General features: G+C 69.3%; 18 protein-coding genes and 2 pseudogenes. 8 read left to right on the top strand and 12 right to left on the bottom strand.

Features of this window, described 5'->3' with window-relative positions:
- Window positions 1-369 precede the first annotated feature (369 nt).
- The 7 genes and pseudogenes from OG905_RS02340 (at window position 370) to OG905_RS02310 (ending at window position 6,794) form a co-directional block, all read left to right on the top strand.
- The gene (locus tag OG905_RS02340; RefSeq protein WP_328665900.1) at window positions 370-1,719 is read left to right on the top strand and encodes an ABC transporter substrate-binding protein; all 1,350 of its coding nucleotides are present in this window, start codon (window positions 370-372) and stop codon (window positions 1,717-1,719) included.
- Window positions 1,720-1,795: 76 nt separating this feature from the next.
- Window positions 1,796-2,755, top strand: coding sequence for a carbohydrate ABC transporter permease (locus OG905_RS02335; protein ID WP_328665899.1), 960 nt, complete (start codon window positions 1,796-1,798; stop codon window positions 2,753-2,755).
- Window positions 2,752-3,636, top strand: a complete 885-nt coding sequence (locus OG905_RS02330) for a carbohydrate ABC transporter permease (RefSeq protein ID WP_328665898.1) — start codon at window positions 2,752-2,754, stop codon at window positions 3,634-3,636. The genes OG905_RS02335 and OG905_RS02330 overlap by 4 nt, the downstream gene beginning before the upstream one ends.
- Before the next feature lie 90 nt (window positions 3,637-3,726).
- Window positions 3,727-4,046: pseudogene (locus OG905_RS02325) on the top strand (alcohol dehydrogenase); the annotation flags it as partial.
- Window positions 4,047-4,074: 28 nt separating this feature from the next.
- Window positions 4,075-5,109 (top strand): zinc-dependent alcohol dehydrogenase, encoded by a 1,035-nt coding sequence (locus OG905_RS02320; protein WP_328665897.1) that lies wholly within the window; start codon window positions 4,075-4,077, stop codon window positions 5,107-5,109.
- Window positions 5,110-5,253: 144 nt separating this feature from the next.
- The gene (locus tag OG905_RS02315) at window positions 5,254-6,060 is read left to right on the top strand and encodes a DeoR/GlpR family DNA-binding transcription regulator (RefSeq protein WP_328665896.1); all 807 of its coding nucleotides are present in this window, start codon (window positions 5,254-5,256) and stop codon (window positions 6,058-6,060) included.
- Window positions 6,057-6,794 (top strand): HAD family hydrolase, encoded by a 738-nt coding sequence (locus OG905_RS02310; protein WP_328665895.1) that lies wholly within the window; start codon window positions 6,057-6,059, stop codon window positions 6,792-6,794. Before OG905_RS02315 ends, OG905_RS02310 begins: the two co-directional genes overlap by 4 nt.
- A gap of 242 nt (window positions 6,795-7,036) precedes the next feature.
- On the opposite strand, the gene OG905_RS02305 is transcribed toward OG905_RS02310, so the two are convergent.
- From OG905_RS02305 to OG905_RS02280, 5 genes are all read right to left on the bottom strand, one after another.
- Window positions 7,037-7,840 (bottom strand): polysaccharide deacetylase family protein, encoded by an 804-nt coding sequence (locus OG905_RS02305; protein ID WP_328665894.1) that lies wholly within the window; start codon window positions 7,838-7,840, stop codon window positions 7,037-7,039.
- Between the two features lie 374 nt (window positions 7,841-8,214).
- The gene (locus tag OG905_RS02300; RefSeq protein WP_328665893.1) at window positions 8,215-10,113 is read right to left on the bottom strand and encodes a propionyl-CoA synthetase; all 1,899 of its coding nucleotides are present in this window, start codon (window positions 10,111-10,113) and stop codon (window positions 8,215-8,217) included.
- Between the two features lie 613 nt (window positions 10,114-10,726).
- Window positions 10,727-11,392 carry a response regulator transcription factor gene (locus OG905_RS02290; RefSeq protein WP_328665892.1) on the bottom strand — a complete coding sequence of 222 codons (666 nt, stop codon included), beginning with the start codon at window positions 11,390-11,392 and terminating at the stop codon, window positions 10,727-10,729.
- Window positions 11,319-12,782 carry a sensor histidine kinase gene (locus OG905_RS02285; RefSeq protein ID WP_328665891.1) on the bottom strand — a complete coding sequence of 488 codons (1,464 nt, stop codon included), beginning with the start codon at window positions 12,780-12,782 and terminating at the stop codon, window positions 11,319-11,321. The genes OG905_RS02290 and OG905_RS02285 overlap by 74 nt, the downstream gene beginning before the upstream one ends.
- Window positions 12,783-13,005: 223 nt before the next feature.
- Window positions 13,006-15,012: a M4 family metallopeptidase gene (locus tag OG905_RS02280; RefSeq protein WP_328665890.1), complete on the bottom strand. Its 2,007-nt coding sequence runs from the start codon at window positions 15,010-15,012 to the stop codon at window positions 13,006-13,008.
- Window positions 15,013-15,445: 433 nt separating this feature from the next.
- Here OG905_RS02280 and OG905_RS02275 point away from each other — a divergent pair, with 433 nt between their 5' ends.
- Window positions 15,446-16,060, top strand: coding sequence for a gamma carbonic anhydrase family protein (locus OG905_RS02275; RefSeq protein WP_328665889.1), 615 nt, complete (start codon window positions 15,446-15,448; stop codon window positions 16,058-16,060).
- A gap of 273 nt (window positions 16,061-16,333) precedes the next feature.
- Here OG905_RS02275 and OG905_RS02270 read toward each other — a convergent pair whose 3' ends face one another.
- The 7 genes and pseudogenes from OG905_RS02270 to OG905_RS02245 form a co-directional block, all read right to left on the bottom strand.
- Window positions 16,334-17,872 (bottom strand): hypothetical protein, encoded by a 1,539-nt coding sequence (locus tag OG905_RS02270; RefSeq protein ID WP_328665888.1) that lies wholly within the window; start codon window positions 17,870-17,872, stop codon window positions 16,334-16,336.
- The gene (locus OG905_RS02265; protein ID WP_328665887.1) at window positions 17,872-19,053 is read right to left on the bottom strand and encodes an FAD-dependent monooxygenase; all 1,182 of its coding nucleotides are present in this window, start codon (window positions 19,051-19,053) and stop codon (window positions 17,872-17,874) included. The genes OG905_RS02270 and OG905_RS02265 overlap by 1 nt, the downstream gene beginning before the upstream one ends.
- A gap of 231 nt (window positions 19,054-19,284) precedes the next feature.
- Window positions 19,285-19,431 (bottom strand): annotated as a pseudogene (locus tag OG905_RS39040) (IS701 family transposase); the annotation flags it as partial.
- A 64-nt stretch (window positions 19,432-19,495) separates the two neighbouring features.
- Window positions 19,496-20,515: a 3-oxoacyl-ACP synthase III family protein gene (locus tag OG905_RS02260; protein ID WP_328665886.1), complete on the bottom strand. Its 1,020-nt coding sequence runs from the start codon at window positions 20,513-20,515 to the stop codon at window positions 19,496-19,498.
- Window positions 20,512-21,165, bottom strand: a complete 654-nt coding sequence (locus OG905_RS02255; RefSeq protein WP_328665885.1) for an SRPBCC family protein — start codon at window positions 21,163-21,165, stop codon at window positions 20,512-20,514. Before OG905_RS02255 ends, OG905_RS02260 begins: the two co-directional genes overlap by 4 nt.
- Entirely contained in the window at window positions 21,137-22,891 is a 1,755-nt protein-coding gene (locus OG905_RS02250; protein ID WP_328665884.1) for a thiamine pyrophosphate-binding protein, read from the bottom strand. The genes OG905_RS02255 and OG905_RS02250 overlap by 29 nt, the downstream gene beginning before the upstream one ends.
- A complete protein-coding gene (locus OG905_RS02245) occupies window positions 22,888-23,904 on the bottom strand; it encodes a GlxA family transcriptional regulator (protein ID WP_328665883.1) in 1,017 nt (338 codons plus the stop codon). Before OG905_RS02245 ends, OG905_RS02250 begins: the two co-directional genes overlap by 4 nt.
- Window positions 23,905-23,944: the final 40 nt, after the last annotated feature.

The following is a 23,944-nucleotide window of genomic DNA, read 5'->3' as shown; positions in this document are numbered from 1 at the left end:
GACTGCGGCGGCACGGTCGGGGGCCGGGGCTGTTCGGTATTCCGCCCGTGACCTGGTCATCAGCCACCTCGGCGGCGACCGGAGATGGAGGGGCGAAAGCGTCTCGCACCACCTCGCGAGACCACTGAACGATAGATTCGTAGAAATTTTATCGCAAGATGCGTTAACAATGGCGCAGTCTCCTGCTAATAATTCGGCTATCGATATCGCGCCCGACACCCCAGGGCCGGATCCACACCCCTCCCCCCTCAGCCGAGCCTCAGTCGAGGTCCCGACGAACCCCGCTGAGCGGCTGCTCCCGACGAGCGGCGCCGCCGTGGGAGCCCCCTACGCCGTTTCCCGAGCCACCCGTACGAGAGGTCCCCCGCCATGCGATCGACCAGATACGCCCTCATAGCCGGTGCCGCCGCCACCGCCCTGCTCGCCACCGCCTGTTCCGGAGCCGGAGCCGGGGGGTCCTCGAGCGGGGGCAAGAGCATCAACGTGCTGATGGTCGGCAACCCGCAGATGGAGGACATCGCGAAGCTGACGAAGAGCACGTTCACGAAGGACACCGGCATCAAGGTGAACTTCACGGTTCTTCCCGAGAACGAGCTCCGTGACAAGGTCACCCAGGACATCGCCACCCAGGCCGGCCAGTACGACGTCGCCACCATCGGCGCCTACGAGGTGCCGATCTGGACCAAGAACGGCTGGCTGCACGAACTCGGCTCCTACGCCGACAAGGACGCGAGCTTCGACAAGGCCGACCTGCTCAAGCCGATGGTCAAGTCGCTGTCCGGCTCCGACGGCAAGCTCTACGCGCTGCCGTTCTACGGCGAGTCCTCCTTCCTCATGTACAACAAGGACGTCATGAAGGCCAAGGGCATCACAATGCCCGAGCACCCGACCTGGCAGCAGATCGCCGACATCGCGGCCAAGGTCGACGGTGCCGAGCCCGGCATGCGGGGCATCTGCCTGCGCGGTCTGGCCGGTTGGGGGGAGCTCGGGGCGCCGCTGACGTCCGTGGTCAACACCTTTGGCGGCACCTGGTTCACCAAGGACTGGAAGGCACAGGTCAACAGCCCGGCGTTCAAGAAGGCCACGAACTTTTACGTCGACCTGGTCAAGACGCACGGTGAGGCGGGAGCGGCGCAGTCCGGCTTCACCGAGTGCCTGAACGCGATGAGCCAGAAGAAGGTCGCGATGTGGTACGACGCGTCCAGCGCGGCCGGTTCGTTGGAGGACCCCAGCGCCAGCAAGATCGCCGGCCGTGTCGGTTACGCCTACGCGCCGACCGTCGAGACCAAGAGCAGCGGCTGGCTGTGGAGTTGGGCGTGGGCCATGCCGAAGACCACGAAGAATGCCGACGCGGCCTCGAAGTTCATGCTGTGGGCCTCCAGCAAGAAGTACGAGAAGCTCGTCGGCGCGAAGCTCGGCTGGGCGCGCGTCCCGGCCGGCAAGCGGGCCAGCACGTACGAGATCCCCCCGTACCAGAAGGCCGCCGCGTCGTTCGGTGCCATCACCCTGAAGTCCATCGAGGGTGCCGACCCGGCCAACCCGGGCGTCCAGCCCCGGCCGACGGTGGGCATCCAGTACGTGGCCATCCCCGAGTTCCAGGACCTGGGAACGAAGGTCACCCAGGAGATCTCCGCCGCCATCGCTGGCAAGACCAGCGTGGACAAGGCGCTGAACGACGGCCAGAAGCTCGCCGAGGACGTTGCCAAGAACTACCAGTGACCCGCACCGTCCGGCCGGCCCTCCCGCCGGCCGGGCCCGCTTCCCCTACCCGGCCGTCACTGGCGGAGGAAAGTCCATGACCACGCTCACCGCTCCCCTCAAGACCGCACCACCACCCACCCGTCCTCGGACGCGCTCGGGCACAGCCAAGTGGAAGCGCCGCATCCCGCTGCTGCCGGCGCTGATCTTCACCATCGTCGTCACGCAACTGCCCTTTGTCGCCACGCTCGTTATCTCCACCTTCCAGTGGAACATCCTCAAGCCGGGCGACCGGCACTTCGTCGGCCTGTCCAACTTCACTTTCGTCTTCACCGACGAGCGGCTGCGCACAGCGGTGCTCAATACCATCCTCCTCACCGCTTCGGTGGTGCTCGTCAGCGTGGTCCTCGGACTGGGCCTGGCGATGCTGCTCGACCGCCGGTTCGTCGGCCGCGGGATGGCGCGCACCCTGCTCATCGCCCCGTTCCTCGTCATGCCGGTCGCAGCGGCGCTGCTGTGGAAGCACGCCATCTACAACCCCGACTACGGACTGCTCAACGGCACCCTCAACGCCGTATACAGGTTTTTCGGCGCCGACAACGGCCCCACGGTCGACTGGGTGTCCTCCTACCCCATGCCCGCCGTCGTGGTCTCGCTGGTCTGGCAGTGGACCCCGTTCATGATGCTGATCCTCCTGGCCGGCCTGCAGGCACAGCCCGGGGACGTCCTGGAGGCGGCCCGCGTCGACGGGGCGTCGGCCTTGGCGACCTTCCGCTACATCACCCTGCCGCACCTGCGCCAGTACATCGAGCTGGGCGTCCTGCTCGGCACGATCTACGTCGTGCAGACCTTCGACGCGGTCTACACGATTACCCAGGGAGGCCCCGGCTCGCAGACGACCAACCTGCCCTACGAGATCTACCTGACCATGTTCCGCAAGTACGAGTACGGCGAGGCGGCCGCCGCGGGTGTCGTCGTCGTGCTCGGCTCGATCGTGATCGCGACCTTCGCGCTGCGCACCATCGCGTCGCTGTTCCGCGAGGAGGTATCCCGATGACCCACGCAGCAGTCGCCGCGCCCGGGGCGAGGTTCAAGAAGCTCCTGCGCCGTCACGACGACCACGGCGGTGCGCCGCGGCTGTCGCCCCTGTGGACCTTCGTCGCCTGGCTCGCCACGCTGGCGTTCTTCGCGCCGGTGGCGTGGATGGTGCTCACCTCCTTCCACCAGGAGGCGGACGCGGCGACCAACCCTCCGACCCCCTTCGCGCCCCTCACCTTCGACCAGTACAAACTGCTGTTCAGCCGGGACATCACCCCCTTCCTCCTCAACTCGGCCATGGCCAGCGTCCTTTCGACGCTGCTGGTGCTCGCCCTGGCGGTGCCCACGGCCTACGCGCTGTCCATCAAGCCGGTCGAGAAGTGGACCGACGTGATGTTCTTCTTCCTGTCCACGAAGTTCCTCCCGGCCATCGCGGCCCTGCTGCCGGTGTACCTGATCGTCAAGGACGCCGGGATGCTGGACAACGTGTGGACGCTGATCGTCCTCTACACCGCCATGAACCTCCCGATCGCGGTGTGGATGATGCGGTCGTTTCTCGCCGAGGTCCCGAAGGAGATCCTGGAGGCGGCCGAGGTCGACGGGGCCAACCTGCCCACCGTGCTGTGGCGGGTCGTCGCGCCGGTCGCCATGCCAGGACTCGCCGCCACCTCGCTGATCTGCTTCATCTTCAGCTGGAACGAGTTCATGTTCGCCGTGAACCTCACCGCGACGCAGGCGTCCACCGCGCCGGTGTTCCTGGTTGGTTTCATCACCAACGAGGGCCTGTTCCTGGCCCGGCTGTGCGCGGCGGCCACACTGGTTTCCCTGCCGGTCCTCATCGCCGGTTTCGCCGCCCAGGACAAGCTGGTGCGCGGCCTTTCCCTGGGAGCCGTGAAGTGAGAGCGGCGGCCATCATCACCCAGCCCGACGACCTCGAGATCAGCACCATCGACGATCCAGCCCCCGCCCCGCGCGAGGTCGTCGTCGAGGTACGGCGCCGGGACGATGGGTCTGATGATGCTCCAGCTCGTCCAGGCCACCGGGCCGCGAGCGTCGACGTCGTCGACAACAACGCCGAACGCCTGGCCACGGCACGGCAGTTGGGCTGCTCCGCCGTTGCCACGTCCGCCGACGAGTTCGACCGACCGCCCTACGGCTGGGACCTGGTCATCGACGCCACCGGCAACGCCAAGGCGGACGTCTTCATCAGCGACCGCCTCCCCCTGGCGGCGTTCCCGGACGCGATCGCCCGCTTCCAGGCGGGCATCGGCCGCAAGAGCCAGATCCAGCCCGGCCTCGCCACCGCGTGAACGCCCGAACCGAACGGAACCCGCCACCATGACCGAGCAGATTCGCCGCGTTCTCGTCCGCTCCCTCGACGACATCACCATCGAGCAGGTACCCGCCCCCGTCCCCGGGGTCGACGAACTCCTGGTGCGCACGACGTTCGTCGGGGTGTGCGGCTCCGACACCCATGCGGCGGCCGGCCACCATCCCTTCATCGCCCTGCCCTACCGTCCCGGTCACGAGGCAGTCGGCGTCGTGGCCGCGGCAGGGAAGGGAGCCGAGGACTTCGCGCCCGGCGAACGGGTGATCATCGAACCCAACCTGTACTGCGGCCGGTGCCCCCAGTGCCGCGCCGGCCGCTACAACATCTGCCAGGAACTGAAGGTCTTCGGCTGCCAGACGCCCGGCGCCATGACCGACCTGTTCACCATTCCCGCCGACCGCGTCCACCGCGTCCCCGACGGCATGACCGACATCGAGGCCGCCCTCGTCGAGCCCCTGGCCACGCCGGTGCACGCCGTGGCGAAGGCCGGGGACCTCACCGGCCGCACGGTCGTCGTACTCGGCTCCGGCCCCATCGGCCTGCTCACCCTCCTCGCCGCCCGGCACGCGGGCGCCGCCCGGATCGCCGTCACCGACCTGCTGGACGGCAAGCGGGAGAGGGCGCTGCGCCTCGGCGCCGACACGGCGCTGCCCGCCGACGCCGGCGACCTGGTCGAGCAGGCCGCCGCGGCGCTCGGCGGTCCGGTCGACGTCGTCTTCGACTGCGTAGCCCGAGAGCAGTCCATGGCCCAGGCCATCGACCTGGTGGCCAAGGGCGGCCGCATCATCGTGGTGGGTGTGGGCGCCGCCGGCGCGACCTCGATCCGTCTTGACCTGGTTCAGGACCGGGAGGTCCGCATTGAGGGCACCCTGATGTACACAGGCGAGGACTACCGCACGGCGATGTCCCTGATCACGTCAGGTGCCGTCGACACAGCCGAGATAGTGACCGCCACCTACCCGCTGGAGGACGCCGCCAAGGCTTTCGCCGCATCCGTCGACCCCGAGCAGGTCAAGGTGCTGGTCACGGTGGACGGTCCGTAGGCCCGCGGCCACACAGGTATGGACACAGATATGCACGTCGTACGCCGCGCGGGTGGCCCGAGGCCCGGGAACCGGACGGGCCCCGGCCGCCACCGGCTCGTGTGGGAAACTGCGACACCGGAACGACCGGGAAGGAGGGCCACTGTGACCGCCCGTACGCGACTGTCACAGGCCGCCGTCGAAGAGCGGCGCCAGGCCGTGCTGCGGTACGTCGCCGAACACGGCGAGACCCGCATCGACGACCTCGCCCGGCACTTCGACGTCAGCCTGATGACGATGCACCGGGACCTGGACGACCTCGCCGGGCGCCACCTGCTGCGCAAGGAGCGCGGACGGGCCGTCGCCTTCCCCGCCCTCACCATGGAAACGGCCACCCGCTTCCGTGAGAACAGCGCCCTCGCGGCCAAGAACGCGCTGTGCGCGGCCGTCGCCGACCGGATCAGGCCGGGCAGCACGGTACTCATGGACGACTCGACCACCCTGTTCCCCCTGGTCCCCGCGCTGGCCCGGCTGGACCAACTCCACGTGGTCACCAACTCCGTGGGCCTCGCACAGCGCTTCGGGGCCGCGCCCGGCGTGAGCGTCACGCTGCTGGGCGGCCACTACCGCGGCGACTTCAACTCCTGCACCGGTCCCACCGTCACCCGCGCCCTGTCCCAGATCCGGGCCGACCTCGCCCTGATGTCCGCCACCGCCGTCCTGGAAGGCCGGCTCTTCCACCCCCTCAGCGACTACGTCGAAGTCAAGCTGGCCATGCTCGCCTCCGCCGAACAGGCGCTGCTCCTGGCGGACCACTCGAAGTTCGGCAAGACCGCGACATACGCGTACGGCACCGTGGCCGACTACCACGCCGTGATCACCGACACCGGCACCCCCGACGCGGAACTCAGCGCCATACGCGACCTCGGAGTCCCCGTCGAGACGGTCGAACCCGAAGAGCCCTCCCCGTGATCCACACCCTGTTCGAAACACCGAGCGCCTACCGTCCCAGCGACGTCGAGATGGCCGCGCCCGTGCCCCCGGTCCAGGCCGTCCTGTTCGACTTCAGCAACACCGTCTTCCAGATGATCGACCTGGAGACGTGGCTGCGCCGGGTCGGCGCCGCCTCCGGCCGCCTCGCCGTGCTGGACGAGCCCGGCGCGGTGGCCGAAATCTCCGACCACTTGCGCGCCGCCTTCCGACTGCCCTCCGTCGTCGCCCTCCAGGAAGGCCGGGACCTCTCTTCCGACCAGCACCGCCGCGCCATGCAGGGATGGTGGGAGCAGGTGGACTTCCTGCGCGGCGCGGAGGAGGCGGCCTACCGGGAACTGACCGCCCCGGACGCCTGGGTCCCCTATCCCGACACCGAACCGGTCCTGCGCGCTCTGCGCGAACGCGGACTGCGCGTCGCCGTCGTCAGCGACTTCGCCTGGGACCTGCGCACCCACCTCGCCCACCACGGGCTGGACGCCTTGATCGACACCTGCGTCATCTCCTACGAGCAGGGCCGCGAAAAGCCCGACCCGCAGCTGTTCCTCAAAGCCTGCGCCGACCTCGGCGCCGACCCCCGCACCACCCTCATGGTCGGCGACAACCCGGTCCGCGACGGCGGCGCGGCCGCCTGCGGTCTACGCACCTACATCCTGCCGGCGGAACACCGCACCGGTGAGCGCGGCCTGGCGGACATACTGCGGCTCGTGATCTGACAGCGTGGGGTCGAAACGCCCAGCGCATCGGTCAAAGAGCCGCGTCCCCTTTGCCGGCGCCGAGCAGCTGTCCCAAAGCGGATTCAGCACACATGAGGCCGGGAAACCCCGTGAACACGTGAGAACTACGGAGAGGTGTTTTCCCCGGCCAGACGCCGCCCAATGGTCAACGTTTCCGCAGGTCACAGGCTCATCGACTGAAGCATGGTCCTGGTCGTTGAGCACTCGCTCGTGACGGGCGCTTACTTGCTGATCAGGTCCCGCAGGTCGGTGATCTGGTATCCGCGGGACTGGAACGCTTGGATGATCCGTGGCAGTACTTCGGCGTCGAGGACGGGGCTCAGGGCGTTCGGAGTTCCGATGTGCATCTGCAGGATCGCGCCGGGGCGCAGGGCGTCCAGGGCCCGCTGCACCGCCTTGTCCGCGGTCATCGCGCCGGCGGCGCCCAGGTAGCCGTTGGTGTCGGTGGTGAACTCGATGTCAGCAAAGCCCAGTTCGTTGACGTCCGCGATGTGCTGCGGGGTGGTCTCCCCGTACGGGAAGCGGAAGAACGGCAGCGGCACCGCCCCAGACGCGGCCCGGATGGCCCGGTTCGCGGCCAGCACCTCGCTCGCCCGCTCGTTTGCGTTCAGGTCGACGAAGTTCGGGTGGCTGTATGAGTGGTTGCCCAGGCCGTGTCCGGCCGCCGCGATTCGGCGGACGGCATCCGGGTTGCGGTCGGCGAAGTCACCCGTGAGGAAGAAGGTGGCCGGGGCCTTGTGGCGGTCCAGGACGGACAGCACCGTGTCCAGGCCCCGGTCGTTCCACGCCGCGTTGAATGTCAGCGCGACCACGCGCTGCTCGGTCCGGATCGAACGGTTCTCCGACCCGTACAGCGCCCGCAACCGGGCCTCGTCCCACCGCTGCGAGACCACCGCGGCCCGCTGCGCTGCGGCGGTCCCCGCGGCCGCGGGGGCGCCAACCGTGCTCACCACTGCCGCAGCCGCCGCCAGCCCGGCGACCAGCAGCCGCCCGAACATGAATCCTGCCTTCGAGAAGAGCGTCACACCCTCACACATCGGCGCAAGCGCGCTCCCGCTTGAAGGCCAGGGCCGGACTGGCCACCGAACTCCCTGGTGTTCTACGCAGACGTCGTCACCGCACCGCGCTCGGGGCGCGCCACGGGACCCTCCCGACCTCGGTTCGGTGGCTGGTGGTCAGGGCCCAGGGTTATGGAAGTCGGTGGAGCAGCGCGTCAGGGTGGGCCGCGTCGTGGCCTCAGCAGTTTGAGACCGACAGGGCACTCGTGCGTGATCCTGATTCGATCGGGGTGCTGATCTCCGGGCCGGCGGACGCTGAACTGTCCGTTGTGCTGTTCCGGGGCGGCTGGGCTGATGTGGACTTCGTTGCCGGCTTCGAAGACGCAGGCCGGACAAGTCCGCTAGACGTCGTCGCGGAGTACCGGACGCAGGGCCTCGATCACCGCGGCATCTTCGATGGTGGAAGGGAGTTCGGGGTCGCGGCCGTCGGCGATGTCGCGCATGGTGCGGCGCAGGATCTTTCCCGATCGCGTCTTGGGCAGCGCGGCGACCACGTCGACCCGGCGCAGCGCCGCCACAGGGCCGATCGTCTCCCGTACGGCGGTGACGAGTTCCGCGGCGACTTCACGCGCATCGCGGTCGAGGCCGGCCTTGAGCACGACGAAACCGCGCGGCACCTGTCCCTTGAGCGGGTCGGCCACGCCGACGACAGCACACTCGGCGACATCCCGGTGGGCGGCGAGCACCTCCTCCATCGCGCCGGTGGACAGCCGGTGCCCGGCGACGTTGATCACGTCGTCGATGCGGCCCATGATGTAGAAGTAGCCGTCCTCATCCTTGCGGCCGCCGTCGCCGGTGAGGTAGTAGCCGCTGTAGGCGGACAGGTACGAGCGCACGTACCGGACGTCGTCCTGCCACAACGTAGGCAGCGTTCCGGGCGGCAGCGGCAGCCGGATCGCCACTGCGCCGTCGGTACCGGGGGGCGCTTCGCGGCCCGCTTCGTCGAGGATGCGCACGTCGTAGCCGGGCATCGGCACCGTCGGTGAGCCGGCCTTGATCGGGTGCGGCTCAAGGCCCATGGGATTGGCGACGATCGGCCAGCCGGTCTCGGTCTGCCACCAGTTGTCGACCACCGGCACACCGAGCAGGTCCGTCGCCCAGCGGTAGGTCTCCGGGTCCAGGCGCTCGCCGGCCAGGAACAGGTAGCGCAGCGATCCGATGTCGTGGGCGTGGAGAAGTGCTCCGCGCGGGTCCTCCTTCTTCACTGCGCGAATTGCGGTGGGCGCGGTGAACAGTGCCGTCACACGGTGTTCGGCGATCACCCGCCACAGCGCACCGGCGTCGGGGGTGCCGACGGGCTTGCCTTCGTAGAGCACGGTGGTGCAGCCGGTGAGCAGGGGGGCGTAGACGATGTAGGAGTGGCCGACGACCCAGCCCACGTCGGAGGCCGCCCAGAAGACTTCACCGGGGTGGGTGTCGTAGATGTTCTCCAGGGACCAGCGCAGCGCGACCGCGTGGCCGCCGTTGTCGCGCACCACGCCCTTGGGACGGCCGGTGGTGCCGGAGGTGTAGAGGATGTAGAGCGGGTCGGTGGCGGCCACGGGGACGCAGTCCACCTGCTTGGCAGTAGCCAGGGCATGGTCCCAGTCGAGGTCACCGCCGGTCAGGTCTGCCGTGGATTGCGGCCGCTGGCGGATGATGCAGTGCTCCGGCTGGTGCTCGGCCAGGGCGAGGGCGGCGTCCAGCAGGGGCTTGTACGGCACGACGCGGGTCGGCTCGATGCCGCACGAAGCGGCGATGACGACTTTGGGGCGGGCGTCGTCGATGCGCACGGCGAGCTCGTGCGCGGCGAATCCGCCGAAGACGACCGAGTGGACGGCGCCGATGCGGGCACAGGCCAGCATGGCGACGACCGCCTCGGGGATCATCGGCATATAGATCGCGACGCGGTCGCCCTTGGCCACACCGAGCCCCGCCAACACTCCGGCGAACTTCGCGACCTGGTCACGCAGCTCTCGATAGGTGAACGACGCCTTGCAGTCGGTGACCGGACTGTCGTACACGAGTGCGAGTTGCTCGCCGCGCCCGGCGTCGACATGCCGGTCCAGTGCGTTGTAGCAGGTGTTCAATTGCCCGTCGGGGAACCACCGGTACAGCGGGGCCTGTGACTCGTCGAGGGCGCGGGTCGGCGCGACGGCCCAGTCGATGGCACGGGCGGCGTCCAGCCAGAAGCCTGCCGGATCCTCCAGACTGCGCCGGTACCCGGCCGCATAGTCGCCCTGCTTCGGCGTCTGCGTCATGTCGATGTTCCTTTCCTCGTTCCGGCTGGAGCCTGGAAGGACCGGCCCGCCCCACGCCCGTTCCGTCCGGGCAGTGCCACGGTCCGCCCCTCACAGCGGGCGCCCGGGTACTTCATCAGCCATTCGGTGACAGCTTCCGCACGCGTCCAGAATGAGATCACCCTCTCCGCGGTCGCCGAACGCGCCTCACCCGCCACGCCCGACGAAGTGACCTTATGGAACGATCGTGGTACATGGACCGTCTCGTTCGCATCCGATGCAGCGTGATCCACGGGGCGACCGTCTCGGCGAGCCGTGCTCAATCGACGAGGTCCGGCGCACGCGCCACCCCTGCTCGCCGACGCATCGGATCTTGGCGTGGGTGCTGTTGCGCCGGCGCTTCCATCGCTTGAGTCGTCGTCCGCGGAACGGGACGCGGATGTGGCGCCCTGCGCCCTGGTACGCCTTGTCCGCCCAGCACTTGATCCCGGCCTCAGCCAGGGCGTCGACGATGCCAGGGACCCCCGGGCGCTGCACCGATGTGCCGACGGCTGCCGGTGCGTCCTGCCGGTCAGGCACGCACTACACCAGTGCTGGCTGTGCAGATGAGGATGTACGCACCGTCCCCGGAGTGCTAATCCGCCACGGGTTGGTGTGACAGGCCCGCCGAGTAGGCGATGATCGCTGCCTGGACCCGGTTGCTCAGGCGGAGCATCCGCAGGATTCGGCTGACCTGCGCCTTGACCTGAGATTCCGTCAGGCCTCGGCATGCGCCGATCTCGGCATTGGACAAGCCCTGGGCGATCAGGGCGAGGATCGTGCGCTGTTCCTCCGGGAGGGCACGCAAGCGGTCCTGCGCGGTGGAGACCGGCGAGACCTCGGGAGGGGTGAACCGCCGGATCAGCGAGCGGGTCATCGACGGGGAGATGATGGCGTCGCCGCCCACAACCGCCTTGACGGCATTCAGCAAGTCGTTTGGCGAGATGTCCTTGACCAGGAAGCCGTCGGCCCCGCCTTTGAGGGCCGCGAAGAGGTACTCATCCTGGGCATAGGACGTGAGCATGATCACGCGCGGCGGCTGCGGAAGGAGCACCATTTCGCGAGCCGCGGCGAGTCCGTCCATGACGGGCATGCGGATATCCACGAGGGCGAGGTCCGGGTGATGCCTGCTCGCAGTCTCGACGGCCTGTGAGCCGTCGGTGGCCTCGGCGACCACGGTGATCTCGTCATCCGATTCGAGCACGAGGCGGATGCCCTGTCGTACCAGTGCCTCGTCGTCCGCCAGCAGCACCCGGATCATCGAGCTCCCCAGAGGGACAGGGCTCCGGGAACTCCTCCGCAGCCCGCGGCATGCCAGCCGCGCCGGCATCGGCGGCGGCCTCGGCCGGTATGCGGGCGACGAGAGTGAACCCGCCTTGCGGCGTCGCGGACGCTCGCACGGATCCCCCCAACAGGGACACCCTCTCGCGTATCCCGATGAGGCCGTGGCCACCCCCCAGTGTCGACCCGGCCGCCGACTCGGGCGGCCGACCGTTGCGGACGCAGACGTCCAGGCTCTGGGCGGACACCGCGACCGACACGCGGACCTCGGCTCCGGGCGCGTGCCGGACCGCGTTCGCGATCCCCTCCTGGATCACACGGTAGGCGGCCCGCTGCGCCGCCGCGCCGGCTCTCTGGGGCTCTCCGCTGACTTGCCACGTAGCTAGTACGCCCGCGCGGCGTACTTCGTTCACCAGAGCCTGAACGTCCCGCTGCCACGATTGGGTGCTCAGCACCTGCGAACCCGCCGATGCCTCTGCCTGCCCGTCCACATCCTCGTACCTCAACACGTCGAGCAGATCGCGGAGTTCACCCATCGCACGTCGCCCCAGATCCCCGAGAAGACGGGCGCTTCGGTGCGCCGGGGAATCCTTGGCCTCACTGATTTCCAGAGCTCCTGACTGGATGACGATGAGCCCCACATAGTGGGCGACCACGTCATGGATGTCCCGGGCGATCCGTGCGCGCTCCTCCAGCCGGGCGTTCCGCGTGGCCAGGTCCTGCTCCCGTTGGAGTTGTTCCGCTCTGCGATGCAGGCTGCGAATGAGGGCCCGGTGCGTGCGAACCGTGGTGGCCGCCAGCGTCGGAGCGACGAGCATCGGGAGCAGGTAGCCCACCGCGGCCTCCTGAACGAACAAGGGCACGGGAGGTCTTTCACCGGTGATCAGCAGAAAGTCCAGGACGGGCACCGCCGCCCCGGCGAGGCCGACCGCGACCGCCCAGCGGTTCCGCCCACGCACTACCAGGGTGTAGACCGCGACGGGAAAGGTGATTCCGGAACCTCCCAGCCACAGATCGGCGATGGAGGCCGCGGCCAGGACCAACGGCAGGCGACGGCGGGTCAGGAGGGAGAGAGCGGCGAGGATCTCCGCGGCGGTGATCGCCACGAGGAGGGCACCGGAGGGTGTCCCGTTGTCGGGCGCCGAGGGCGCCATACGCCAGAGCGGCTGGAACACCAGTGCTTGCAAAAGGCCGTAGGCGAGCGCGGCCACCGCGAGCGCGGCATCGATCATGATGGCCCGACTCATCGTCAGCCGCTTCCGGCTTCGGTGCGGCCGGTGCCTGGATCGCCTCGCCGACGGTTTCTCTCCCACCAGCAGCGGTTCGTCCTGCGCCGCGAACGCCCGCATCCTCTTGATGCCGACTGCCATACCCGTCTCGTCCTCCCTGCCGACTTCCCGTCGCGCCGGAGCCCGGGGGTCTGAGCCCATCCCGGTTCGCGGCCCGCTCGCCTTTCCCGGCAGTGGCGTGCGGCGACGAGTAAGTCCCCCGGACCTCCGGTGCCGGGCAGGCGCGGGGCGGGGCTACCATCGATCTGCTCGATGGTAGCCCCGCCCCCCTTGCGCGACAGGATCCACAGCCCCACTCGCTCGGCTACTTCACGTTCACCGCGTCCCATGCCTCGGCGACGTTCTGGACTTCGGTGCTGTCCTGGCCGAACAGGTCGGCGGCAGCCTGCAACGTGCCCTCCCTGGCATCCAGGAAGCCGGTGTTCGAGGTGAAGTACGTCGTCACGGCCCGGAACCAGATCTGCTCGGCCGCCTCCTTGCCGATTCCCTTCACCTGGGAGTTGTCACACGTCGGGCTGTTGCCGAACTCGGACCCACCGCTGCCGTTGACCAGCAGGAAGAAGAAGTGGTTCGACACTCCGCCGCCGTCGTGCGGGTCCAGCTGGCCGACACCGGGGGAGAAGCAGTCGGGCGACCTTCCGTCCCTGGAGGGGCGGTCCATGAAGCGCTGCAACCGCTTCTGCTGGGCGTCGCCCTCCAGGTCCTCGCCGAGGAGGAAGTCCGGCGGGTCGTTGGGGTTGTTGGTGAAGAACTCTGCCATCGCGCCGAAGATGTCACTCGTGGACTCGTTGAGCGCCGCCGGCTCACCCTGTTCGGACAAGGCGTTGTTCGACAAGGTCACCAAGTGGCCCATCTCATGGGCGACGACGTCGAGTTCGGCGAGCGGCTTGACGTTCTGACCGTCCCCGTCCCCGAAGACCGCTGTGAAGGTCTGCGGGTCGGCGAAGGCGTTGACGACACCCTCGCCGTAGTGCGTGTAAAGGGTGGGGCCTCGCCCGTCACCGCCGAAGCCGTTGCGACCGAACTTCTCCTGGAAGTAGTCCCATGCCTGGGAAGCTCCGAAGTGCACGTCCGCTGCGACGGTGGAGCGGTTGGAGGCATCTCCGGTCCCGAAGGTGTTGTCGTCGCTGACGACGGACTTGGCCCCAGGCACGCCGAGTGGGTTGCCGTTGTCGCCGCCGCCCTGGCCCCTGTTGCCGTCGTCTTGGCTGTTGCCGCCGCTCGTCGAGGGGATCTCCTCAGGCTGCCTGCCCTGCTGGCCCGCTCCGTAGCAGACCGGGACTCCCTTCAGGCAGTACCCCTCGCTATCCCCTGGCAGCGCCGGCAAGGGCCCCACACCGAAGGCGGCTCCGCCCCCTTCGGCGCTGTCTTCGGCGGGTCCGTTCGGGTCCTGGCCGTTACCCGGACCGTCGCCACCGCCCGCGGGATCCTGCGGGCCACCAGGGCCGGCCGGGCCGCCACCCCCACCGGGCGCATCGCCGCGGCAGTTCGGGTCCGGGTCCTGCGGCGCGCACTGGTTGTCGGCGTCCAGGGTGGTCATCCCGCCCCGTGTGGCGTCCGTGAGTTCGAACCCACCCTGTCGGCCGCGATTCGTTTCCAGCTTCACCTGCCCGCTGTAGAGGGTGTTGCCCGACCCCTGTTCGCGCATATACCGATCCCGGGTGCCCAGGACCTTCCCGTTCTCCGCGTCGACGTAGGTGTGCACCTCGGCGGGGGCGCTGTCGGCGCGGACTGCGCGGATCACGTTCTCGTAGGCAAGCCGGGGTTGCTTCTTCCCTGCCCATACGACGAGCCGGGATCCCGCCCGCGCCTCCCGGGTCGCGTCTTTGCCCGAGCGGGCCACCCCCTTCTTGGCCTTCCCACCTTGCGCTGGTTCCCGCAAGGGGCTGTGCTTGAACGCGCTCGTCCACGCGTCTTCGACGGAGAGCGCGGGCTGGGTGTCGACGTCGGGCGCCGAAGCGAGCGTCTGGCTGATGCCCTTGAGCCCGCCGTCCCCGGTCATGTGCAGAGCGAGGTCGCCGCCGATGACCGGCAAGCCCTTGTAGTACCGGTCCATCCGTATGTGCCGGTCCCCGTCTTTTTCCTGTTGGATGGCCCGGGTCCTGAATGTCTGGCCCCGCGCGTAGTGCGACGAGGCCGGATCGCTCTTGAGAGCCTTGTAGGCCAGTGCACGGATGTCCGTAGCCCTCGGATCCGGCGGGTTGGCGGACGCGTTGAACGCTATGACGGTGACGCAGGAGCCCACCAGTCCTATGGCCGCTATGAGAGAGGTGGGCCGCTTGTAGAGCGGAGGCCGTCGTCGTCTTGTCATGTGAAGTCCCAGGGTCGATAGGTGGGTTGGTCGAGATGAACGCGCCCTGCTGCAGCGCCGAAGGAGGTTCCGGCGTGGCCCGGCAGCGGGAGACCATGGGTGTGGCGTTCAACCACCGTGCTGATGGCCGACCGCGCCGGGTGGTGGGAATTCAAGGACCGACGAACGTCACGGGGATCAGCCTCAAGGAGGAATCATGAGACAGATGTGGCGTCTTGAGGCGCGGAGGAACTGGAACCAGAAGCCCGGCTGAGCAGACAGGCCCATGCGGACGACAGCGCGCCCAAGGGCCTCCGGCCTGGAATCGGCCGGCGCGGGCAGATCGAGAGGTCAACGACTTCGTCGTCGCCCGTTCACTGAGCCTTTCCAACCTGCTGACGGGTCGGGTTGGTTGGGGGGGGGAGTGGCGCGCGTAGATGGCCCAGGCTGCGGCATGATCGACGGCATGTTGATTGATCACGAGGGCTGTTCGCCGACCGTCCACCCCACGGCCTATGTCGCGCCGACGGCGACACTGAGCGGGGACGTGCGGGTGGGAGCGGGGTGTCGGGTGCTGTTCGGCGCGGTACTCACTGCCGAAGGCGGCCCGGTGGAACTCGGCGAGGACTGCATCGTGATGGAGAGCGCGGTCCTGCGCGGGACACGCCGCGATCCACTGAGCTTGGGCAGGCAGGTCCTGGTCGGCCCAACGTCGTACCTGACCGGATGCTCGGTGGAGGACGAGGTTTTCCTGGCAACCGGAAGCCGGGTGTTCAACGGCGCGCGCATTGGGACGCGCTCGGAGGTGCGCATCAACGGCATCGTGCACCTGCGCACCGTGCTGCCCGCCGACTCGATGGTGCCGATCGGTTGGGTAGCCGTGGGCGACCCGGCGCGGATTCTTCCGCCGCAGGATCACGAGGCGATCTGGGCTGTGCAGAAGGAACTGGACTTCCCTGGCTACGTCTTCGGCCTCGACCGGCCGGATGACGGCGAGAGCCTTATGCCGGGCATCTCAGAGCGTTTCGGTCGGGCCCTCGGCCGCCATCGGAACGACCGTCAGATCTGAGCCCCCGGCATTGGTGGGCCTCGAACGCCTCCTGAGGCGAAGACCGGGGACGGTCACAGCACTAGGCCGTGTCTGACAAATCTCGCCTGGCGCGCGACGCCCGGCACGCACACTCGCTGCGTTGTCGGAGTCATCCAAGTACGTCCAGTACGAGGATGATCCTCCGCCTTGCGATTGCACGCACCGGACGCCGCGCACCCCGCCCTGCGGGCGGACGGCGCTATTTGTCAGACACGGCCTAGCCTCACGATCATGGGGAGCCGGGGCGGCCCGTCAGTCTTTCGGCCTCGCCGACGCCTTGGCGCAGAGGTACGGACGCGCGAGCAGCAGGCCGGTGCCGGTCAGGGCGATGCCGAAGTACACCGGCGCGAGGTGGATGAAGTCCGTGTAGTGGATCGCGCCGTGCACCACGACAGCCGGCAGGAAGCCGGCGGCCGCCGCCGCTGCCAGGGTCCAGAACACCCACGTCTCACCCCGCCGCCAGCCCCACGCGCTGAGCAGAGTGATCGCCACCGCGGCGGCCATCAGGGCGCCTCCGAACCCCGCGCGGTCGTGGGCGACGAACGGCACTAGCCGGGGATTCACGATTTCCAGCGCCTGCGCGCTCGTGCCCAGGAAGGCCAGGTCGGTCGGCACGAAGACACCGGTCAGACCGACCACCGAGATCACCGCTCCGCCGACGAAGAGCCCCGCTCCTGTGAGGATCAGCAGCAGTTGGCCGGCCAGCGCCCGTCGGCGTTCCAGCTCCGGCCCCTCGGGCGCCAGTTGCCACCGCGGTGCGTGCGGGGTCCGACGGACCGCGACCACGAACATCGGGAACAGCACGATGGTGGTGGCCGTGTGCAGGGGTTCCACGAAGCCGGTGGCCAGGAAGTAGAACAGGGTGGGGAAGCCGATCGCCCCCGAGAGCAGGTACACCTCGCGGGCCCAAGGCCAGCCGCGTCTGATGCCGCCCACGGCGAGGCCGGTGTAGAGGGCGCCGATCGCCACCATCGTGCCGGCCATGGTGATCCGATCGTGCTGGAGGAAGTGCACGAGGTGGTGATTGGCGGCATGCATGTCGTGCAGCGTCATGCCGAGGTAGTCGCGGTCGTACCAGAGCAGCACCGGCCCGAGCGTGATCGCCGCGGCGCCGAGTCCGGCGCCAGTCATACCGAGCCCGACGAGCAGCGCCCACCACCAGGCGGGCCAGCGTCGGGGATCGCGACCGACGTCCCGTAGCACCGGAGCGGGCGCGGTGGGCGTGACTGCCTCGGCGACCCGTGCGAACCAGCCGGGTCCGGCCGCGACGAGCACCCCGGGCCGGGCGAGCACGACGGCGCCCGGCTCTTCGAGCGCGGCGGCCGCGGCGGTGACCGACGGGTCGGACATGTGGACTACGTGCGGGTCGTCGCCGCTGGTGAACCCGTCGACATGGGGCCTGAGGGCGGCCTCGGCCTCCGGGTCGCAAGCGCGGACGACGATCGGGATCGAGCGGCCAGCAGCGGCCTCGCGTACGGTCTCCGCGTCGGCCGCCGAGACGGGTGCCACCTCGACGACACCAGCCCCGAGCGGGGGCATGGCGCGTAGTACCTCGCGGGCGAGCGAGGGCGGGACGGATATGCCGAGGCGGACGGTCACGGGCACACCGGCGATCTCGCCGGCGAGCCGCTCTGGCGGACGGCGGTGGCCGAACGACCGAGCGATCAGCCGCGCGCCGACGGGACGGGAGCCGATCGAGGCCAACAGCCTCAGTGCGGTCCGCTGCGAACGGCGCCGGCCGAGGACGGCGGCGGCCGAGCCGCGCAGCGGGTGATAAGTCCAGTCCGGCATCAGTGGCTCTCGCTCTCCGTCGCGGTCACCCGGTCACCGGGCGCGGTCCAGCCGAGCACCGACGTCATGGAACGCAGCGGCGCCCGCGTCGGCATCAGCCGGGCGGTCGTGTCGCGCAGCAGCACCGCGGGCGGCCACGACAGTTGGCCGACTGCGCCGAGCCGGGCGGAGCGGCGTGTGATGGCCTGCGTCCGCGGACGGCGCAGCAGGTCGTACGAGCGGAGCGCGGCGGCGACGTCCGGGGTGCCGTCGAGGCAGTGGGCGAGGGTGACTGCGTCCTCCAGCGCCTGGCACGCGCCCTGGCCCAGATTGGGGGTCATGGCATGGGCCGCGTCGCCCAGCAGCGCGACCCGGCCGCGGACGAAGGAGGGCAGCGGCGGAAGGTCGTACAGGTCGTGTCGGAGCACCGCGTCCGCGGGGACGGCGTCCAGCAGGGCGGGGATGGGATCCGGCCAGGACCCGAACCGGCGCAGCAGTTCGGCGTACTCGGACGAGCCGGTGGCCGCTCCCGCCGGCAGCGACGCGGTCGCGAAGCAGTACATCCGCCCGCCCGGCAGCGCCGTGTAACCGAGCCTCGCCCCGCGGCCCCAGGTCACCGCACCCTCGGAGGGCGGCCCGGCGAGTGGCTCGGTGACCGTGCGCCAGGCGGTGTAACCGGCGTACCGGGGGCCGGCCGCGTCGGGCCACAGAGCGCGGCGGACCGCACTGCGTAGCCCGTCGGCACCGACGACGAGGTCGGGTCGGGACTCGCCTCTACGGTGATCGACGACCAGGCAGTGGCCGTCGTCGCGGACCGCGGACACCTCGCTGCCCGACCGCAGGCTGTCGGCGGGCAGCGCCTCGGTGAGCGCCCGCAACAGGTCCGCGCGGTGCACGACCACCAAGGGATGGCCGAAGCGGCGCGCCAGCTCCGCATTGTCGGTACGGGACAGCCAGCGGCCCTGGCGGTCGCGTACGCCGCCTGTGGCCTCGACGGCGCCCAGTGCCCGGACGGCGCCGGCCAGGCCGAGCACTTCGAGCGCGTGCAGCGCGTTCGGCCACAGGGAGATGCCGGCGCCGATCTCAGTGAACTCCGGGGCCCGTTCCAGCACCTCGACGCGCCAGCCCCGTCGGTGCAGGGCGATGGCCGCCGCGAGGCCGCCGATCCCGCCGCCGATGATGGTCGCGGCGCGCTGTGGCATGGGTCCTCGCTCTGGGTTCGGGGGCGCCTCCCCCGGCCAAGTGGCCGTCGATCCCGTGCCCGAGCGGCATGCGACCCGGCGCAGGTCCGGCTGAGCAGCGCCTCATAGCAGCATGTCGACAGATGCCTGTCAACGTGCCGAGGGGCGGACCGGCCAGCCCTGGTAGGGCTTGGATCAGGTGGGTATCGCCGTGGGTATGTCGCGGTGGCAGGTGTGACAGGCGCCGCTCGGGCCCTTGCGGCCCTCCCGCCAGGTCACCTGGGTGAAGCGGGAGACCGGCACTTCCGCGGCCATGCGGGGCAGAGACCGCGGTGGGGTGCGATAGCGCGGCAATGTCGGCGGGCCAAGGCCGTCATAAGCCGGTTGGTGCGGCGTGGCCGTCGATCCTCACGAAGCACTAACCCGCCCGGACGCCAGCCGGTGCAGAACAGGGAGGTCCCGGTCATTCCCGCCCGCTGTGCCAGCGGATGGCGACGGCACCCGCGAAGTCGCCAGCGTGGGCGAATCCCCCCAGTACCACCAGATCGCCTTCCTTGACGTGCTGTGAGTGGATGGCGCGGTCCAGGGTGATCGGGATCGCTGCTCCGAAGAGATTCCCGCATTGATCGAACGTGTGCAGGTGCCGTTCGGGCGGCAGTTGCAGCGCTTCGCGCCAGTTCCGCAGGAAGGCTCGGTTGGGCTGGTTGGTGATGAAGACGTCGATCTCGGTGGTGGCCACCCCGATCCGCCCGCACAGGTCCGCGACGACCTCCGGCACGAGGCGGTTCCCGCGTGCGAGGACCTTGGCGATGCTTGCTTCGGTGAACCCGATACGCAGCTGGGATTCGCCTGGCTCCCAGTACTTGCGGCCGTCGTCGAGCATCACCGTCATGTCCCCGGCGTAGTCGCCGATGTGCCGGGTCTCCACGTCCAGCACCGGGGCGCCGGCCGAGGTGGTCACATATCCCACTCCGCAGCCGTCGCCGGGGATCGCGGCCTGGGCGAGCCTGCGCACTTCGGACTGGGTGAAGCACTGGCCAGCGGCGCTCTGTGCGTTGCAGATCAGGGCGGTTCTCGCGTCGGTGGTGGTGAGCAGTCGCCGGGCCAGTTTGAGCATGTACACGAACGACGCGCAGCCCGCGTTGGCCACGTCGATAAGCCACTCCGGGTGCATGCCCAGCCGGCGGGCCACTTCGGTGCCCGCGCCCACGAACGGCAGGTCCGGCAGCTGGCTGTGCACCAACAGCACATCCACGTTGCGGATCTCATCCCTGCCGTGCCGCTCGATCAGGGGCTGTACCGCGCGCTCGATCATGTCCGCGTTGGTCTCGTCGGCGGCCACGTGGTGCCGTAAGGGCGGGATCTTGAACATGGGATGATTGCGTAGCTTGTCCTCGGCTCCGGGGTATTCGGTGTAGAACTCGGCGGGGACCGGTTCGCCGGGAAGGTAGCTTGCGACATCGGTGAGGCTGACCGTATTCACCGGAGCACCGCCGTCACAGGCGGCACACTGACGGGCAGACCGCCGCGGTGGCGGTGCTCGAGGATCGCCTTGAGGTTGTTCATCTCCACGGTGTGGCCCGCGTAGAACAGATCCCAATAGTCGCCGACCCACGGCCGGTCCGGGCGGGGCGCCATCTCGGGGTGCGGGTTGTCGTCGTAATACGGGTGGTGGCAGTTGGTCCAGGTGATCACCGACCCCGGCTGGTCGAGCACCAGCCGGGCAGGGATGACCCGCATCAGGTAAATCATCCACAGCTTCTCGCCCTGGTCCCAGGAGCAGTGGTAGTCCACGGTCATGGTCTCGGGGTTGGCCACCACCTTGCAGTAGATGCTGGTTTCGCGCTCGAGCCGGTCGTGGCCGACCCACAGCCCCGGGGTGGCCGTGGGCGCGAAGCCCCGCAGGCTGTAGGTCCACTCCTCCAGGTGGTGGCCCTGGCGCAGGTACTCATAGGCCTGTTCCGGCGGGCAGTCGACGTGCTCCTGGACGGTGCAGTACTGCCCGTAGACCTGGTGGTGTGGATAGACCGCGTGGGTGAGGTCCATGCAGTGGGCGGTCATCTCCTCCTTGTCGGTGTTCTCGATCCGCATCAGGCCGGGGATGTCAGCCAACGTGGACGGGTCCGCGTTCATCGGAACTCTCCTCGTGTTCGGTGCTTTCGGCGACGGGCAGGAAGGGCAGGAACGGCGGGATCTCCCGGGCGTCGCAGTCCAGCGCGATGAACGCGGGACCGCTGCTCGCGTTGCTGCGTAGCAGCGCCCGGCGCAGCCGCGCATCGTCGTCGGCCCAGGTGACCTCAAGGGTCGGGAAGGCGGCGGCCACTCCGGCGGCGATGTGGGTCGGGGCGAACAGGTCGTCGCTGCGGACGCCTCCCTGGAAGAGCTCTTCGCGCAGCGCGCACATGGCGTGGGCGTTGTTGTTGAAGATCACGAAGGTCACGGGTGCGGCGTACTCCACGGCGGTGTGCACTTCCATTCCGTGCATGAAGAACGCTCCGTCGCCGGCGAGTACGTAGGTGCGTCGGCCCGTGGCGAGCGCGGCGCCGATGCCGGCTCCGAAGGTGTAGCCCATGCCGCCCATGCCGACCGCCACGACGAAGCGGCCGTGGCGCGGTGCGGGAAGCAGATGGACCGCGCTGGCCCCTGCGTTGCCGGCGTCCACGAAGACGTGGGCGTCCTGGGGGAGTGCCGCCTCGACCGCGGCGATCGCTTCGGCGTAGGAGAGGCTTCCACCAACCGCCCGCGGAATGGGAGTTGGCGGGGGTGTCGGTAAGGGGCCTGCATGCTCCGGGCAGGGAACCGGGTGCGATGGGAGCCGGTCGACGACTGCGCGCAGCGTGTCCCGCAGGTTCCCGCCCAGCGCGATGCCGGCCACGAACGGTGGTTCGGGATCGATGCAGACGACGGGGGTGGTGGCCAGGGCCTGGTCCAGCCCTCCGCGTGCCAGTAACGGCAGCCGGGTGCCGACCAGTATGCACAAGTCTGCCCTGCGCAGGCAGTCTTCGACGTTGGTGTGCCCCATCACCCCGGCTACACCTGCGAACCGCGGATCCCGGTTGTCGAACACGTCCTTGGCGTCCGGGGTGACCGCCACCCAGGCTCCGAGCCGCCGGGCCAGCTCCGTCAGCTCCCCGCGCGCATCAGCGGCGGCCACGCCCTCGCCGGCGATGACGAGGACACGGCTCGCGCCGCGCAGCGTGGCCGACACGGCGTCCCGGGCGTCGGTTTCAATGCCCGCCGCCGAGGTGGTCTGCTGCGGCACGACCGGCGCCGACGTCACGCCGGGCGCGGGCACTGTGACCTGTGCCTGCTGCAGGTCCTTGGGCAGCAGCAGCACGGCGGGCCCCTTGGGATCGGATTGTGCGGCCGCGATCGCCTGGGGCAGCAACTCCGCGAACGAGTCCGCGTCTTCGGCCCGGGCGCAGAACCTCGAGACGGGCGTGAACACCTCCTGGGCGTCGAACGAGCCTGCCTTGCCGCTGGAGTCCTGGAACGCCCCGCGGCCCTCCTGGGCGGTGGGCGGCTGTCCTACGAGGGCCAGCAGCGGCACCCGGGAGGCGTACGCCTCCGCCAGGCCGGGCACGAGATTCATCGCACCGCCGCCCGAGGTGGCTGCGACTACGCCGAGGCGCCGCGTGGCGCGGGCGTAACCGTCGGCCATGGTGACTGCGGAGAACTCGTGTTTGGCGACGACGCCGCGGATGGTGCCGGTGCGGTGGACGGCGTCGTACAGGTCCTCGATGTTCGCTCCGCCGACGCCGAACATGTGGGTGACGCCCGCCCTGACCAGCTGGGCGGCCAGGTAGTCGACAAGGCGCACCCCGCCTTCCTGGGGCATCTCGCGCGTCATGGCTGTCATACGGAGCTCCTGTCCGCTTGGTCGGGCTGGACGACAAGACCGGACGGCGAGACGACCTGAAAGCGGTGCCGGTACTGGTTCGGAGTGAGTCCCAGGGCTCGTCCGAAGGAGCGGATGAACGTCTCCGGGGCCGCGAATCCGCAGCGGCGCGCCACCTGGCTCGTCGTCAGATCGGTGGTCTCCAGCAGCTCGCGGGCGCGGGCGATACGCGTCCGCTCGACGTATTGGCCGGGGGGCGTGCCTACCTCGCGCCGGAACACCCGGGCGAAATTGCGCAGGCTCATATTGGCTCGCTGGGCGATCTCGGCCACGGGTAACGGGTCTTCGAGGTTGTCCAGGATCCACTCCTGCGCGGCCCGGATCGGCGCGTGGTCGGCCAACTGGGCGTCCAGGACGGCACTGAACTGAGCCTGTCCTCCGTGCCGTTTGAGGAACAGCACCAGAAACCGTGCTGCCTCCAGCGCGAGCGCCGCGCCGTGGTCGGCCTCCACCAGAGCGAGGGCCATGTCGATCCCGGTCGACACTCCCGCCGAGGTGACGAACCGGCCGTCCCAGACGAAGATCGGCTCCGGATCCACCGTCACGTCCGGGTAGCGGCAGGCCATCTCCTCGCAGTACGCCCAATGGGTGGTGGCTCGCCGCCCGTCGAGCAGGCCGGCCTCGGCCAGCAGGAACGATCCGCCACATACGGATGTGACTCGCCGCGACCGGGTGGCTGCCTGCCCGATCCATGAGACCAGCGCCCGGTTCTTCAGCGCGTCCCCCAGGCTCCATCCCCCCGGGACGAGGAGCGTGTCGATAGGACCACGCCCCGCCTCCAGCGGCGCGGCTTCAATCATCACTCCCGAACTGGTGCGCACCAGCGGCGCATCGATGGAGACAAACTCGATCCGGTAGCGGGCACCCGATTTGGGGAGGAGCCGGTTGACGGTATCGAACACTTCTATAGGGCCGGTGATGTCCAGGGCCTGCGCACCGGAGTACACAACCACCACAACGCGTCGCTGCAACACGGTCACAGCCTGTATCTGACATCGAACTGGCCGCAATGAC

Origin of the sequence: Streptomyces sp. NBC_00322 (assembly GCF_036147535.1) — a bacterium.
Taxonomy (GTDB): domain Bacteria; phylum Actinomycetota; class Actinomycetes; order Streptomycetales; family Streptomycetaceae; genus Streptomyces.
Note: the sequence above shows the minus strand (reverse complement) of the source record. Positions and strands in the feature narration are given on the sequence as shown.

What these genes read in the sequence shown, in the direction of transcription:
- OG905_RS02285 (WP_328665891.1), bottom strand. Translation starts at nt 12,782, where the DNA reads ATGGCAGTCGGCATCAAGAGGATGCGGGCGTTCGCGGCGCAGGACGAA.
- OG905_RS02255 (WP_328665885.1), bottom strand. Translation starts at nt 21,165, where the DNA reads ATGAACGCGGACCCGTCCACGTTGGCTGACATCCCCGGCCTGATGCGG.
- OG905_RS02320 (WP_328665897.1), top strand. Translation starts at nt 4,075, where the DNA reads ATGACCGAGCAGATTCGCCGCGTTCTCGTCCGCTCCCTCGACGACATC.
- OG905_RS02335 (WP_328665899.1), top strand. Translation starts at nt 1,796, where the DNA reads ATGACCACGCTCACCGCTCCCCTCAAGACCGCACCACCACCCACCCGT.
- OG905_RS02290 (WP_328665892.1), bottom strand. Translation starts at nt 11,392, where the DNA reads ATGATCCGGGTGCTGCTGGCGGACGACGAGGCACTGGTACGACAGGGC.
- OG905_RS02300 (WP_328665893.1), bottom strand. Translation starts at nt 10,113, where the DNA reads ATGACGCAGACGCCGAAGCAGGGCGACTATGCGGCCGGGTACCGGCGC.
- OG905_RS02280 (WP_328665890.1), bottom strand. Translation starts at nt 15,012, where the DNA reads ATGACAAGACGACGACGGCCTCCGCTCTACAAGCGGCCCACCTCTCTC.
- OG905_RS02340 (WP_328665900.1), top strand. Translation starts at nt 370, where the DNA reads ATGCGATCGACCAGATACGCCCTCATAGCCGGTGCCGCCGCCACCGCC.
- OG905_RS02275 (WP_328665889.1), top strand. Translation starts at nt 15,446, where the DNA reads ATGATCGACGGCATGTTGATTGATCACGAGGGCTGTTCGCCGACCGTC.
- OG905_RS02270 (WP_328665888.1), bottom strand. Translation starts at nt 17,872, where the DNA reads ATGCCGGACTGGACTTATCACCCGCTGCGCGGCTCGGCCGCCGCCGTC.
- OG905_RS02330 (WP_328665898.1), top strand. Translation starts at nt 2,752, where the DNA reads ATGACCCACGCAGCAGTCGCCGCGCCCGGGGCGAGGTTCAAGAAGCTC.
- OG905_RS02250 (WP_328665884.1), bottom strand. Translation starts at nt 22,891, where the DNA reads ATGACAGCCATGACGCGCGAGATGCCCCAGGAAGGCGGGGTGCGCCTT.
- OG905_RS02265 (WP_328665887.1), bottom strand. Translation starts at nt 19,053, where the DNA reads ATGCCACAGCGCGCCGCGACCATCATCGGCGGCGGGATCGGCGGCCTC.